13 protein-coding genes are annotated in these 14899 nt (G+C 65.3%); 4 read left to right on the forward strand and 9 right to left on the reverse strand.

What is annotated here, in order from left to right; translation table 11 throughout:
• Positions 1-82 precede the first annotated feature (82 nt).
• Entirely contained in the window at positions 83-2248 is a 2166-nt protein-coding gene (locus XH88_RS09785) for an anthranilate synthase component I (RefSeq protein WP_271615179.1), read from the forward strand.
• A 120-nt stretch (positions 2249-2368) separates the two neighbouring features.
• Complete coding sequence (locus tag XH88_RS09790) at positions 2369-2908, forward strand: adenine phosphoribosyltransferase (protein ID WP_271615180.1); 540 nt, start codon at positions 2369-2371, stop codon at positions 2906-2908.
• A 14-nt stretch (positions 2909-2922) separates the two neighbouring features.
• Here XH88_RS09790 and XH88_RS09795 read toward each other — a convergent pair whose 3' ends face one another.
• From XH88_RS09795 to XH88_RS09835, 9 genes are all read right to left on the reverse strand, one after another.
• Positions 2923-3255: a GIY-YIG nuclease family protein gene (locus tag XH88_RS09795; protein WP_271615195.1), complete on the reverse strand. Its 333-nt coding sequence runs from the start codon at positions 3253-3255 to the stop codon at positions 2923-2925.
• 84 nt (positions 3256-3339) lie between these two features.
• Positions 3340-4008 (reverse strand): hypothetical protein, encoded by a 669-nt coding sequence (locus XH88_RS09800; RefSeq protein WP_271615181.1) that lies wholly within the window; start codon positions 4006-4008, stop codon positions 3340-3342.
• A 60-nt stretch (positions 4009-4068) separates the two neighbouring features.
• Complete coding sequence (locus XH88_RS09805; RefSeq protein WP_092298592.1) at positions 4069-4821, reverse strand: hypothetical protein; 753 nt, start codon at positions 4819-4821, stop codon at positions 4069-4071.
• Between the two features lie 194 nt (positions 4822-5015).
• Complete coding sequence (locus XH88_RS09810; RefSeq protein WP_271615182.1) at positions 5016-6248, reverse strand: M48 family metallopeptidase; 1233 nt, start codon at positions 6246-6248, stop codon at positions 5016-5018.
• Positions 6249-6280: 32 nt separating this feature from the next.
• Positions 6281-6841, reverse strand: a complete 561-nt coding sequence (locus tag XH88_RS09815) for a LemA family protein (RefSeq protein ID WP_271615183.1) — start codon at positions 6839-6841, stop codon at positions 6281-6283.
• 135 nt (positions 6842-6976) lie between these two features.
• Positions 6977-7957 (reverse strand): small ribosomal subunit Rsm22 family protein, encoded by a 981-nt coding sequence (locus XH88_RS09820; RefSeq protein WP_271615184.1) that lies wholly within the window; start codon positions 7955-7957, stop codon positions 6977-6979.
• Positions 7958-8087: 130 nt separating this feature from the next.
• The gene (gene smc / locus XH88_RS09825) at positions 8088-11552 is read right to left on the reverse strand and encodes a chromosome segregation protein SMC (protein ID WP_271615185.1); all 3465 of its coding nucleotides are present in this window, start codon (positions 11550-11552) and stop codon (positions 8088-8090) included.
• Positions 11553-11768: 216 nt separating this feature from the next.
• Positions 11769-12425 carry a DsbA family protein gene (locus XH88_RS09830; protein WP_271615186.1) on the reverse strand — a complete coding sequence of 219 codons (657 nt, stop codon included), beginning with the start codon at positions 12423-12425 and terminating at the stop codon, positions 11769-11771.
• 127 nt (positions 12426-12552) lie between these two features.
• Positions 12553-13044, reverse strand: coding sequence for a DUF721 domain-containing protein (locus tag XH88_RS09835; RefSeq protein WP_271615187.1), 492 nt, complete (start codon positions 13042-13044; stop codon positions 12553-12555).
• A gap of 122 nt (positions 13045-13166) precedes the next feature.
• Here XH88_RS09835 and mutY point away from each other — a divergent pair, with 122 nt between their 5' ends.
• Both mutY and XH88_RS09845 read left to right on the forward strand, forming a co-directional pair.
• Complete coding sequence (mutY, locus tag XH88_RS09840; RefSeq protein WP_271615188.1) at positions 13167-14285, forward strand: A/G-specific adenine glycosylase; 1119 nt, start codon at positions 13167-13169, stop codon at positions 14283-14285.
• A gap of 52 nt (positions 14286-14337) precedes the next feature.
• A complete protein-coding gene (locus XH88_RS09845) occupies positions 14338-14760 on the forward strand; it encodes a PaaI family thioesterase (RefSeq protein ID WP_271615189.1) in 423 nt (140 codons plus the stop codon).
• The last annotated feature ends 139 nt before the right edge of the window (positions 14761-14899 follow it).

Below are 14899 nucleotides of genomic sequence, written 5' to 3' on the forward strand. Positions count from 1 at the left end.
GTCTGAGGTCGCCAACGCAGTGCGGCGGCCTGATCGTTTGTCCTGTGTGGCGTTCCCTCGACAAGTTTCGTAAGAGGACCCCATGAACAGGACAGTCTTTGCTCTCCCCCCCAGAAGCGACTACGTCACCCGTGGCGGCCTCGCGATCACGCGCGTGGCCGAACAGTTCACCGGCGGCGCCTCCAGGCTCGACGATCTCGTCAGCCTGCTCGACCGCCGACGGGGCGTGGTACTGTCTTCAGGCACGACGGTGCCGGGTCGCTACGAGAGCTTTGATCTCGGCTTCTCCGATCCGCCGCTCAAGCTCGAAACCACTGGCGTCAATTTCAAGCTGGAAGCGCTCAACGAACGCGGCCGGGTGCTGATCGCCTTTATCGGTGACGTTCTGCGCGAACCCTGTGTGGTGATCGCCGAGAAGACCGCCACGCGGCTTGCCGGTCACATCATCCGCGGCGATGCGCCCGTCGAAGAAGACCAGCGCACGCGCCGCGCCAGCGTGATGTCCCTGGTGCGGGATCTCATCGCCGCCTTCTCGGCCAACGACGACGGGCTGCTCGGCCTGTTCGGCGCCTTCGCCTACGACCTCGTGTTCCAGATCGAGGATCTCGTGCAGAAGCGTGCGCGCGAGCAGGATCAGCGCGACATCGTGCTTTACGTCCCCGATTGCCTGCTGGCCTATGACCGCGCCACGGGGCGCGGCGTGGTGCTCAGTTACGATTTCGCCTGGAAGGGCCAATCGACCGAAGGCCTGCCGCGAGAGACGGCCGAGAGCCCCTATGTGAAGACGGGGCGCCAAGGCTTTGCCGATCACGCCCCCGGCGAATATCAGGCCACCGTCGAGACCGCGCGGGCGGCCTTTGCCCGTGGCGATCTGTTCGAGGCGGTGCCGGGTCAGCTCTTCGCCGAGCCCTGCGACCGCTCGCCGGCCGAAGTGTTCCAGCGTCTCTGCGTTATCAACCCGTCGCCCTACGGCGCACTGATGAATCTCGGCGAGGGCGAATTCCTCGTCTCCGCCTCGCCGGAAATGTTCGTGCGCTCCGATGGCCGCCGCGTCGAGACCTGCCCGATCTCGGGCACGATCGCGCGCGGCAGCGACGCGATCGGCGATGCCGAGCAGATTCGCCAACTGCTGAACTCGGAGAAGGACGAGTTCGAGCTCAACATGTGCACCGACGTCGACCGCAACGACAAGGCGCGCGTCTGCGTGCCCGGCACGATCAAGGTCTTAGCGCGACGGCAGATCGAGACCTATTCAAAGCTGTTCCACACCGTCGACCATGTCGAGGGCATGTTGCGCCCCGGCTTCGACGCGCTCGATGCCTTTCTGACCCATGCCTGGGCCGTCACTGTCACAGGCGCGCCAAAGCTCTGGGCGATGCAGTTCGTCGAGGATCACGAGCGCTCGCCGCGGCGCTGGTACGCGGGCGCGATCGGTGCGGTGAATTTCGACGGCAGCATCAACACCGGCCTCACCATCCGCACCATCCGCATGAAGGATGGTCTCGCCGAGGTTCGCGTCGGCGCCACCTGCCTGTTTGACTCCGATCCCGCCGCGGAAGACCGCGAGTGTCAGGTCAAGGCTGCGGCGCTGTTCCAGGCGCTGCGCGGCGATCCCCCGAAGCCGCTGTCGAGCTTTGCGCCTGATGCGACCGGCTCGGGTAAGCGCGTGCTGCTGATCGATCATGATGACAGCTTTGTCCACATGCTCGCCGATTACTTTCGTCAGGTCGGCGCCAGCGTCACCGTGGTCCGCTATGTGCATGCGCTCGACATGCTGAAGCAGAAGAAATGGGATTTGCTGGTGCTGTCGCCCGGTCCGGGCCGCCCGGAGGATTTCGGGATCAAGAAGACGATCGACGCCGCGCTGGAGAACAAGCTGCCGGTGTTCGGCGTCTGTCTCGGCGTGCAGGCGATCGGCGAATATTTTGGCGGCGAACTCGGTCAGCTCACCCATCCCGCCCATGGCCGGCCCTCGCGGGTGCAGGTGCGCGGCGGGCGCTTGATGCGCAACCTGCCGAACGAGATCATCATCGGCCGCTATCACTCGCTCTTCGTCGAGCGCGACAGCATGCCGGAGGTGTTGTCAGTCACCGCCAGCACCGAGGACGGCGTCGCCATGGCGCTGGAGCACAAGACTCTGCCGGTCGCCGGCGTGCAATTCCACCCGGAATCTCTGATGTCGCTCGGTGGCGAAGTGGGCTTGAAAATTGTCGAGAATGCGTTCCGGCTGGAGGCCGGGACGAATTGAGTAAGGGGCCGTCATTGCGAGGAGCGAAGCGACGAAGCAATCCAGACTGCTGCCGCGGAGAAGATCTGGATTGCTTCGCTTTGCTCGCAATGACGGTGGAAAAACCAAAGCGAGATCACCATGACCTTTGACCATGATTTGAAGGCGAGCGTCCGCACCATCTCCGACTATCCCAAGCCGGGGATCATGTTCCGCGACATCACGACCTTGCTCGCGGATGCGCGGGCGTTCCGCCGCGCGGTCGACGAGCTCGTCAATCCCTGGGCCGGCAACAAGATCGACAAGGTTGCGGGCATGGAAGCGCGCGGCTTCATCATCGGCGGCGCAGTGGCGCATCAGCTCTCGGCGGGCTTTGTGCCGATCCGCAAGAAAGGCAAGCTGCCGCACACCACCGTGCGCATCGCTTACTCGCTCGAATACGGCATCGACGAGATGGAGATGCATGTCGACGCCATCCAGCCCGGCGAGCGCGTCATCTTGGTCGACGACCTCATCGCCACCGGCGGCACCGCTGAGGGCGCAGTCAAGCTGCTGCGCCAGATCGGCGCCAATGTCGTCGCCGCCTGTTTCATCATCGACCTGCCCGAACTCGGCGGCGCCGCCAAGCTGCGTGCCATGGACGTGCCGGTGCGCACGCTGATGACGTTCGAGGGGCATTGAAGTTGCGGCGATCTCTAGATCGCCTCGGCTTTCAATTCGGTCCGCCAATGCAGCGCGCGCTCCTTCAGCAGCGCGTCCCTGACATAGGCGCTTTCTTCGTCCTCCAGACGCTCGCATTCGCCGAACGCTAGGCCGGCCTCACCATGCGCGTTCCAGGCGGCCTGGAGGCTACGGCAGGGGTGACTGCCCTGGCGCAGCGTGAACCAAATGCGGTTCTTGATGGTCTCCAGGTTCGGAGCCTGGCCGACCCAGGCCTCGCTCGCTACGGCGCAGCGCACCACGTAGATACCGGCAATGGTCTTCCGCTCCTTGTAGGCGGCGATGGCTGCTTTGCGGTCGGTGCTCACGGGAGGGGCCTTGCTGAAGACGCTGTTGCGCAGCCTCAGTAGCGTCATGGAGGTCCCGACGTCAATATTACCCGGATAAAATATTCAGGATCGTTGCAGGATCAGACTGAGCTCGAGCTCGCGGAAAGCGAGATAGTTTCGCCGGATCCATTGGTGCAACTCGGTCGAGGAATCCTTCTCCTGGCGCAGATAGCCGGTAAAGGAGAAGGTCAGCCGATCGATATAGGTTTTGAGGAAGCCGGGCAGCGCCGGCAGGCGGAACAGGCGGCCGCCTTCCATCGCGGGCGGCAGTTCGCCGCGGATCACGAACTCATTGTCGACGGTGATCAGGTTCATCCGCGGAATCTGCTGGCGCAGCATCTCATGGGCGCGGGCCGAGACACGGTCGGTGTCGGCCATGAACAGGATTTGGGGTGCGACATGCCGACGCGCCGCTTCCTTGAGCAGGCCGATCTCGTCGGTCATCTTGAAGAACTCGTCGAAGGCATGGAAGCCGAGGTCGATCACCTTGGCGAGCCCGTCGTCGATGATGACGCGGTCCATCAACTGCATCTTGCCGTAGGTGTCGATCACGTCGGCGGTTTCGGTCACCTTCGGCAGATAATCGAGCAGCGACGGCTCCTTCAGATTGACGTCGAAGGCCGCGACATTGCCGTTCTTGAGCAGCAGGAATTCGGCAAGCAGCCGCGCCAGCAGGGTCTTGCCGACCTGCGGGCGGGGCGAGCAGATGATGTAGAGGGGCGTCGCGGACATCGACAGCTATATCAGGCCAACTTGACGCCCAATCCAGCCGTATCAGCGCGGCCTGCGCAACTATTTTTCGCTGTTGCGGGTGACCGGTTTCGAACCGACGATATCGGTCAGGCGGATCCGATCGAACTCGCTCCAGACGTTGGCCAGCCAGTGCCGGACATAGCCGCGCAGCACGAAGGAATAGTTCGCGGCCTCATCGTTGATGCCCTTGTTGGCGACGAATTTGAGGAACGGCACCGAGGAAACCTCGACCTGCTCATAGGCCATTTCGTTGAGCTTTGGGATGGTCAGCTCGGTCGCGTCCTTGATGCGGTGGAAGTAGGAATTGTAGGTTGCCTGGTCCCACTGGAAGAACTGGGTGTCGTTGATGAAGTTCTTCACCAGGAAATATTTTGCGCCGGTCATGAAACCGGCCGTCTCCGCGATCTCCTCGAGCGAGGCGATCGAGGGTCCCAGGATGTGGAACACGGCGAAGGTGATCTGCCCGGCCTTGGCGGCATCGAGGAAGCCGATGTCGCGCAGCGAGGCCAGGGCGGGCGAGAGCAGGCCGGCGCGAACGTCGATCACGGTCACCGACGGGCTCACGGCGTTGAGCGTATCGAAGATCTTCATCTGATCGGCCGTCGTCGTCATGTCGACGATTTCGGTGATCTCGGGGTGGAAGCGCTTCAGCGTTCCCCGCGGCGACTCCGTGTCGAACGCGCGCGTCGGCACGTTGTTGGCGGAAAAATAATCGAGCAGGGTACGCGATACCGTGGTCTTGCCGACCCCGCCCTTGTCCGCGCCCACCACAACCACTGCCGGCTTTGCCATTGCTGTCCCCTAACGCGCGCCCCCGATCGCGAGATTGCAATCGGCCGGGCCCCAAATCGATGTCCCGAGTCTGCTGTTGGGCGCGAACATGGCAGAAACAAGGGAGAATTCAATTCCTCGGCATGTCCCGGCTGCAATTCCTGAAGTTTTTCCAGATCTGCGTGAAACCGGGTCAAAGCGCGGTATCCGTACGATCAGTGCCGGCCCCAAGGACCCATGGGATTGCCCATCGAATTGCCGGCAGGGGTACCGGAAACGCCCGGCGCAGGGACCGGTCGTGGCGTGGTCCGGCCGCCAGCATCGCTCCACGGACCATGCGGCGGTGCCGCCGGAGCGCTCTGCTGATCGGCCTGTCCCGCAGGCTCGCCTGCGTCGGGCTGTTCCGTCTCGTCAGCGGGCGGCGGCAGCGGACCCGGATCGTGGCCGCCGGCGAACTTGACCAGCGCGTCGACGCGGGACTGAACTGAGGGATGGGTTGCAAACAGATCGGCAAACCCCTCGCGCGGATTGTCAACGCACAGCTCCATCACTGCGGATGTTGCCCCCGGCAGCTCGCCGCGGCCCTCGATCTTGCGCAGCGCCGAGATCATGGCGTCAGGATTCTTCGTCAGTTCGACCGAGCCGGCATCGGCGAGAAATTCGCGCGAACGCGACAGCGCGAGCTTGACCACCTGCGACATCAGCCAGGCCACCATGATCAGCACGACCGCAATGATGATCACGATCACCGCGCCGCCGCCGGAGTTCTTGCTGTCGCTCGAGGACGAGGACGACCGCGACGACGAGGAGGACCCCGACGACCACGAGCCGCCGGAATTCCAGCTCAAATTCGTGAACAGGCGGAAGAACAATTCGCCGAAGAAACCGACCACGCCGGCGATGATGACCGCGACCACCATCAGCTGCACGTCGCCGTTCTTGATGTGGGTCAGCTCGTGGCCCAGCACCGCCTCGATCTCCTGGTCGTTCAGCGCGTCGAGCAGGCCCGTGGTGACTGTGACCGAATATTGCCGCGGATTAAGACCGGTCGCGAACGCGTTCAGCGCGGGGCTCTCCATGATCTTCAGCTTTGGCATGGTGATGCCGCGCGAAATGCAGAGATTTTCCAGAAGATTGTAGAGCCGCGGCTCCTCCTGCCGGCTAACGTCGTGGCCGCCGGTGACCGCGTCGATCATCGACTGGTGGAAGAAATAGGCGATGACGATCCAGGCCGCCGCCGCGATCGTCGCGAAGGGTCCGGCTTTGAGCAGGTCGTAGAAGGCCTGATTCAGATAATAGGCGACGGTGCCGTTGCCGTTGATGACGACCTCGGCGACCAGCGCGCCAGCATAGACCAGCACATAGACCAGCGCGAACAGGCCGCCGAGCAGCAGCATCGAACGAAACTTGTTCGAGGCGATGTGCGTGTAGAGACCATACGCGGCCATGACGCGTTGCCCTGCCGGCCTACAGGCTCAGATCAGAATTTCACCTGGGGCGCAGCTTCGACCTCGGTGCGGCTGGTGCCGAGATCGAAGAAGTCCTTCCTGGTGAAGCCGAACATGCCGGCGAACAGCGCGGCGGGCATCTGCTGGATGCCGGTGTTGTATTCCTGGACCGCGTTGTTGAAGAAGCGGCGGCTCGCCGCAATCTTGTTCTCGAGGTCGGAGAGCTCGGATGCGAGCTGCTGGAAATTGGCGTTGGCCTTGAGGTCCGGATAGGCCTCCGACAGCGCGATCAGCCGGCCGAGTGCGCCGGAGAGCTGGTTCTCGGCCGCGGACACCTGTGCAGGCCCCTGCGCCGACATCGCCGAATTGCGCGCCTTGATGACGTCGTCCAGCGTGCCGCGCTCGTGCGAGGCATATCCCTTCACCGTCTCGACCAGGTTCGGGATCAAATCATGACGCTGCTTGAGCTGCACGTCGACATCGGCAAAGGCCTGGCCGACGCGCTGACTCAACGCCACCAGCCGGTTGTAGGCGCTGAAGGCGAACAGCACGAGGACGACGATGATGCCGAGAACGATCCAGCCGGTCGACATGGAGAACTCCTGAAGGGAATTGGGGCGGACAGCGTAAACTAAAATGGGGCCGGGAAAGAACCCCGCGCGGAGGGAAGGTAAGACTTGGTCGGAGCGGGCGCCATCCGAGTTCAAGCGGAAAAGTGGGCAACGGGGTTAACTTTCGGACAGAACGGCATCACCCCAGCGCCAGCGGCGGGCGCCCGCGTAGGCGGCCTTGTCGCGCCGCGCGACTTTCGCGAGTTCGACGCCCTCCGTGGTGCAGAGCTTTGCCGTGACCTCGGCCTTGCCGATCGCGGGCGGCGCGAGGACGCGCGGGCTGCGGGCTGGGGGGGGCGTGCGGGTCAGGGCGACGTAGATGAAGCGTTCGTCCTCGAATGGCACCTCGGCGCCCTTGATCTGGCGGTGCGCTTGCGAACGCGGCAGGCGCTGGTTGAAATGGCACCAATCGGGTGCGATGAGCGGGCAAGGCTTTTCGTGCGGGCAGGGGGCAGCGACATAGGCGCCGTCCGCGATCAGTTGCTGGCGCAGCGCGAGAATGCGGGCATAGCCCGCGGGCGTGCCGGGCTCGATCACGACCAGCGCGTGGCGCGCTTTCGCCCACATTGTCTCCGCTAGCCTGCGCTGGTCGCTCTCACCGATCTCGCCGATGATGTAGCTCGCGACGACGAGATCGGCTTGCGGGAGCTCTGCGAGATTGGCGGCGGCGTCACCGGGCAGACAGCGATAGTCGGAGAGGCGCGAGCTGTCGCGTGCCAGGTCGAGTGCGAGCCGGCTTAGCGTCGCATTGGCGTCGAGTAAAGTAAAACTCTGCAACGACGAAAAGGCCACCGCCGCGGCCCAGCTCGCGGTGCCCGGGCCTGCGCCGACGTCGAGCAACGTTTCCGGAGCGAAGTCCGGTGCGGTCTCGGTGAAGGCGCTCAGGCTTGCGGCGACGGCTGCATAGGTTGCCGGCATCCGCGCCAGCGCATAGGCGAGCGCATCGGCTTCCGACTTGATCGTGCCCGAGCCGCCGCCGGCGCGGTAGGTGGTCGAGATCTTCCGCGAGCGCTGCGCCGCGTCGGTGCGCGAAAAACCCTGGAGCTTGGCGTCGAGGGCGGCCTTAAGTTCGGCGGGAAGGGTGGGGGCTATCATCATCCGCAGTCATGCCCCGCGAAGGCGGGGCATCCAGTACTCCGAGACAGTGCCGTCGACCGAGAAGCCGCGGCGTACTGGATCATCCGCCTTCGCGGATGATGACGTCAATGGGTGTGGAACGACCGCTGTATCACGCCACGTTCTGGTCGAGGATGTCCACCGCCTCGGCCAGGCTCACCGACACGAGTTGCGACACGCCGCGCTCGGCCATGGTGACGCCGAACAGACGGTTCATCCGCGCCATGGTGATCGGGTTGTGCGTGATGATGATGAAGCGCGTATCGGTCGAGCCGGTCATTTCGTGCAAGAGGTTGCAGTACCGTTCGACGTTGTGGTCGTCGAGCGGTGCGTCGACTTCGTCCAGCACGCAGATCGGCGAGGGGTTGGTCAGGAACACCGCGAAGATCAGCGCCATCGCGGTCAACGCCTGCTCACCGCCCGAGAGCAGCGACAGCGTCTGCGGCTTCTTGCCTGGCGGTTTTGCGATGATTTCGAGACCGGCTTCCAGCGGGTCGTCGCTCTCGATCAGGTGCAGCGCGGCCTCGCCGCCACCGAACAGCTCGACGAACAGGCGCTTGAAGTGGTTGTTGACGATGTCGAACGAGGTCAGCAGGCGCTCGCGCGCTTCCTTGTTGAGGCTCTGGATGCCCTGGCGCAGCCGCTTGATGGCCTCGACCAGGTCGTCCCGCTCGGTGACGAGACCGGTGTGCTGGGTCTCGACCTCGCGCAGCTCTTCCTCGGCGCGCAAATTGACCGCACCGAGGCGCTCGCGATCGCGGCGCATCTTTTCGAGGTCTTCCTCGATGTCGTGCAGGGGCGGCAGCTCGGTGCCGGGCTCGATCTCGGCAAGGCCGGCGACGGCCTGCGGCTCGACTTCGAGCATGTCGCGGATCTCGCGCTCGATGTCTTCGAGCCGGCGCCGCGCGCTTTCCATGCGCTCCTCGGCGCGGGCGGTGGCTTCGCGCGCGCTGGACAGCGCTTCCAGCGTCAGCTTGGCGACGCGGTCGGTCTCGGCCATCGCGCTTTCCGCGGTGGCGAGCGCGTCGGCGGCCATGCGGCGGTCGTTTTCCGCGTATTCGATCTCGGTGATCAGCGCGCTGCGCTTCTCGGCGAACACGGCCGGCGCGTTCTCGAGCTCGCTGCGCTCGATCGTGAGTTCGGCAATACGGGCCTGGATGGTGTCGATGTGGGAGGCCGCGCTCTCCTTGCGGTTCTGCCATTCGGCGCGTTCGGCGAGGATCGCCTGGACGCGGCGGTCGGCGAGTTCGGCTTCGCGCGCCAGCGCCTGGGCCTCGGCGCGGACCTGGGCGGCGATGCGGCGGTGGTTCTCGATGTCGCTGCGGACGGCGGCGAGACGGGTCTCGGTGTCCTCGCTCGACGGCAGCTCGCTGATGCCGGCCTCGGCATATTCGTAGGCGGCTTCGGCCTCGGCGCGGTCGGCGGCGAGACGGCTGTGCGCTTCCGACAGCGTCGCCTTGCGGGCGGCGTGGCGGCTGATCTCGCGCTCGGCAGCGGCGTGGCGCTCACGCGCGACGTTGAGCTCGCGCTGCGCGGCACGCATGGCCTCGCGGCTCGCGCCTTCGGTGCTGGCCGCCATCTGCAATTCGGACTCGGCATTCTCCAGCGCCTGGCGCTTGATCTGCGCGTCGATGCGGGCCTGCTCCAGCTCGTTCTCGATGTCGACGAGACGGGCGCGCTCGGCGAGGCGCCGGGCAGCGCCGGTCGGGGCGTGCGCGGCGGCAACAAAACCGTCCCAGCGCCAAACGTCGCCTTCGGGCGAGACCAGCCGCTGGCCGGTCTTGAGCTGCGAGACCAGCTCGGCACCGCGCTCGCGCGGCACCACGCCGATCTGAGCCAGGCGGCGCGTCAGCTCGGCCGGCGCCTGCACATGGTTGGCGAGCGGGGTGACGCCTTCGGGCAGCTCCGGGTCGCCTTCGGCGTGGCCGACATTGGTCCAGCGCATCGGCGCCGACGGATCGATCGGCGCATCGAGGTCGTCGCCGAGCGCGGCGCCGATGGCCTTTTCAAAACCCTTGTCGACGGTGATGCCGTCGATGATCGGCGGCCACAGGTTCTTGGTTTCGCCGTTGACGATCTTGGAGATCGTGCGCGCCTCGGTGTCGAGCCGCTGCACGCGCTTGTCGGCCTCGACCAGCGGGGAGCGCGAGGCTTCGAGCGTCTGGCGGGCCGCGACATGCGCGGCTTCGCTCGCCTGCGCGGCCGCTTCGGACGCCGCCAGCGTCTGCTCGGCGGTCTCGACCGCCGCGGTCAGCTCGTCGAGATCGCCGAAGCCGCCGGTCTCGGCGGCGAGCTTCTGCTCTTCCGCCGCGACGTTGGCAATCTCCTGGTCGAGACGGGCGAGCTTGTCGCGGTGGGTGCGGACGTTGGCCTCGAGCTGGTGGCGCTTGGCGGTGAGGTCGGCGAGTGCGGTGGTGAGCTCGGCGAATTGCTGCTCGGTCTCGGTCAGCACCGCCTCGGCTTCGCCGACGCGCTCGTCGACGCCGGAGCGCTTCTCGACGCGCGACTTGATCTCTTCCTTCAGCTCGGCGTCTTCAGTATCGAGCCGCTGCAGCGCGACGTCGGCGTCCATGGTTTGTTGCTGAGCACGGGAAATGTCGCCTTCGAACTGGGCGAGACGGCGCTCGAGCTCGGCGACGCGCTCCTTGGCGCGCTCTTCCTCGCGGTCGAGCAATTCGCGGGCGTTGGTGAGCCGCTGAAGACCTGCGGCGGCGCGCGCTTCGGTATCGCGCAGCGCCGGCATTTCGGCGGCGCGGATTGCCTGGATACGGGCGGCTTCGGCCTGGTGCTGGGTGCGCTCGGCCATCTCGCGCACCGCGAGATCGTGGGTTTGGCCGGATTCATTGACGTCGGCATGGGCGCCGATCCAGCGCAGATGGAACAGCGTCGCTTCGGCCTTGCGAACCTTGGCCGCGACCTCGCGATAGCGCACGGCCTGGCGGGCCTGCTTCTTCAGGCCTTCCATCTGGCCGGAGAGCTGGCCGATCACGTCCTCGACACGGGTGAGGTTGGTTTCGGCCGCCTTCAGCCGCAGTTCGGCCTCATGACGGCGGGCGTGCAGGCCGGCGACGCCGGCGGCGTCTTCCAGCACGCGGCGGCGCTGCTCGGGCTTGGCCTGGATGATCTCGCCGATCTTGCCCTGGTGGACGAGGGCCGGCGAGCGTGCGCCGGTGGCGGCGTCCGCGAACAGGATCTGCACGTCGCGGGCGCGCACGTCGCGGCCGTTGATGCGATAGACCGAGCCGGCTTCACGTTCGATACGGCGGGAAATTTCCAGCAACTGGCTGTCGTTCATCGCCGCGGGCGCGGTGCGATCGGCATTGTCGATCGTCATCGTCACTTCGGCGTGGTTGCGCGCCGGACGGTTGCCGGAGCCGGCGAAGATCACCGCGTCCATGTCGGCGGCGCGCAAGCTCTTGTACGAGGTCTCGCCCATCGCCCAGCGCAGCGCTTCGACCAGGTTCGACTTGCCGCAACCGTTGGGTCCGACCACGCCGGTCAAGCCGGGCTCGATGACGAAGTCCGTGGGCTCAACGAAGGACTTGAAGCCGTGAAGGCGCAGGCGGGTGATTTTCATAAGCACGCATCTCTGTTGGCAGGCACGAATCCCCCTGCCGGGACAATACCATGGAAGGCAATGTCGCTGTCTGGGCGAGTCGCGCGGGGCGCCTCATGCGGCGGACAATGGCCGCGGTGCGCCGCGAGGGCAACCTGCGAAAGTCGCTTTTCCCAAGGGATTTATGCCGGGAAAGCTACGGCTTTTGAGATGCGAATCAGGATCTTGACGAGCGAATCAGCTCTTCAGCAGCGGATTGATCTTCTTGGCGAACTCCTCGAACGAGGTCTCGCCCTTGATCTTCTCGCCGTTGATGAAGAAGGTCGGCGTGGAATCCACCTTCAGCACCTCGCTGGCATACTTCTGGTCGGCGGCGATCTTGTCGAGCAGGGCCTGGTCCTTCAGACAGGTCTCGACCTGCTGCTGGGTGAGGCCGGCCTGTTTACCGATCCGCGTCAGGGTCTCGGTGGTGTTCTTCACCACCCAATCGTTCTGCTGGCGGAACAGCATATCGGTGACGGCGAAGTACTTCGCCGCGTCGCCATTGGCGATGCAGCGCGACAGCATCGAGCCGGCGGCGGCTTTGATGTCGAGCGGGAACTCGCGGAAAATGTACCGCACCTTGCCGGTGTCGATGTATTCCGATCTGATCTTGGGGAACACCTGTTCGTTGAAGGCCGCGCAGTGCGGACAGGTCATCGAGGCGTATTCGGTGATGGTGACGGCGGCGTCCTTCGGGCCCAGCGCCATGTCGGGCAGCGACACGGGCTTCGCCACGTCGGCGGCGGACTGCGCCATGGCTTCAGTGATGAACCACAGCGGCGAGAGCCCGGCGAGCGCGGCAAGCCCGGTCAGCGACAGCATCGTGGTGAAGGCGCGGCGGGTGATGATCAAGGTCGGCTCCCGGATTGGCTGCTCTTTGCCCGAAGTTCCCCTCCGGGCGGCCTGTCGCTAGCTTGAAACGTGGTTTGAGGCAATGGCGAGCGGCCAGGACAGGTCCAGATTGGCAGCCGAATGAGGCTCAATTTCGCTTGATGGCGGCGCCAAGCCGCGCCAGTGCCGTCTTCAGGTCTTCATCTTCGATCGCGCCCAGGTCCTCGGCCACCTTGGCCACGGCCTTGGGGTCCGGCGGGCCGGGCCGCTTTCGGACCCGGGGGCGCGAGAGGGGAGCCTGGCGGAAGGCGAGCTTGCCGACCGCGCTCCAGCCGAAGAAGCGGTTGACCCGCTCCAGGATCACGTCGGCCGAGTGCTGGATCTCCAGCGCCATCGGGCCCTCGACCCGCAGCACCAGCGTCGCCGGCTCCTGCGGCTGGCCTTCCACCGGGCGTGGCCACTGCATCTTCAGCGGCTCGGCATGGGCGGCGATCTCTGGGCCCGCAATCTGCGCCCACCGCGTCACCAGCTCGCGCGCCGCAAAGCCCTGCTTGGCATAGGCCTCGGCGAAGACGTCGTTGAGCAGGATCCCGAGCGGTTTGGCGCTGATGGGGCCGGGTTTGGGTGGGAATTTGGCCATGGGGCCTTATAGCATTTCGGCGGGTGGGCCACAGGCTTCTCGCAGCGAAGAAAGACGTGGATGCCCGCGACGAGCGCGGGCATGACGTGGAGAGATTGGTGTGACGCGGCTACAGTGCCAGCATGAGCTCCAAATCTGCGCTGAAGGCGAAACCGGACCCCAGTCAGGCGGTGACCTCGTCGCGCCCGATCGCGCTGCTTGCCTGGTACGATCGCCACCGCCGCAGGCTGCCCTGGCGCGCCGCGCCTGGCGAGACGTCGGATCCCTACCGGGTCTGGCTGTCGGAGATCATGCTGCAGCAGACCACGGTGAAGGCGGTTGGGCCCTATTTCGAAAAATTCGTCGCGCGTTGGCCCGAGGTCGCCGCGTTGGGGAATGCCTCGCTGGATGACGTGCTGCGGATGTGGGCCGGGCTCGGCTATTACTCACGGGCGCGAAATCTTCATGCCTGTGCCGTCGCAGTGACGCGCCAGCATGGCGGCGTCTTCCCCGATACGGAGCAGGGCCTGCGGGCGCTGCCGGGCATCGGCCCCTACACGGCGGCCGCGATTGCGGCGATCGCGTTCGATCGCCACACCATGCCCGTCGACGGCAATATCGAGCGCGTGGTGTCGCGCCTGTTTGCCGTCGAGGAGGAACTGCCGCAGGCAAAACCGTTGATCCAGCAGATGGCAGCGACGCTGCTGGCGAATTCTCGCGCTGGCGACAGTGCGCAAGCTTTGATGGATCTCGGCGCCTCGATCTGCACGCCGAAGAAGCCGGCCTGCTCGCTGTGTCCTTTCAACGAGGATTGCACGGCGCGCGCGCTAGGCACGCAGGAGACGTTTCCGCGCAAGGCGCCGAAGAAGAGCGGAACGTTGCGGCGTGGTGCCGCGTTCGTCGTCACGCGCGGCGACGAGCTGCTGGTCCGCTCAAGGCCTGAAAAGGGCCTGCTCGGCGGCATGACCGAAGTGCCGGGCTCGGACTGGCTCGCCGGCCAGGAAGACGCGACCGCAAAACAGCAGGCGCCTGACCTGAAGGGGCTGTCGCGCTGGCAACGCAAATCCGGTCTCGTCACCCACGTCTTCACCCATTTTCCGCTGGAGCTCGTGGTCTATACCGCGAAGGCCGAAGCCCGCACGCGCGCGCCGGCGGGCATGCGATGGGTGCCGATCGCAACCCTGGCCGAAGAGGCGCTGCCCAACGTCATGCGCAAGGTGATTGCACAGGCGCTAAGTCTGCCGCCGGGGCGATCCTCCTGACAGCACGCTGGCAGCTGCGTCGCGCTATCAGCGTGCGAAACGGAGGTTGCCAATGGTCAAGACCGCGCTCGACAATTTCAAGAGGCCGCCCTGTGCCGAGCTGCTGGGCTGGCGGCTGCTCGATGCCCGTCCTGCGGATGGCTGGATCAGGCTCAGCTTCGAAGGCAAGCCTGAGTTCTGCAACCCTGGCGGATTCATCCAGGGCGGCATGCTCTCCGCGATGCTCGACGACACTATGGGGCCGGCCGTGCTGGAGATGAGCGAGGGCCGGCTCTACACCACGACCATCAGCATGACCGTGAACTTTCTGGCACCCGCAAAGCCAGGGCCGATCGTCGGCGAGGCCAAGGTCACGCAGCTCGGAAAGACAATTGCGTTCGTCGAGGCGAAGCTGATGGCGGAAGATGGCACAGTGCTGGCGACGGCGAGTGCGAGTGAGCGGCTGCTGGAGGCGGCGAGGGTGGTCGGAAAATAGTCTGGCGCTTTCTTCCTTCTCCCCTTGTGGGAGAGGGTGGCGCGACGCGCCGGATGAGCGACTATCTCTGTTGTCAAGTTGCATTAGCGTAGGTGGTACGCGCATCGCGAGCTTTGGCGTTGAGGCGAACGAGAAGCTT

The organism is Bradyrhizobium sp. CCBAU 51627 (genome assembly GCF_028128765.1).
In the GTDB taxonomy this organism is placed as follows: domain Bacteria; phylum Pseudomonadota; class Alphaproteobacteria; order Rhizobiales; family Xanthobacteraceae; genus Bradyrhizobium.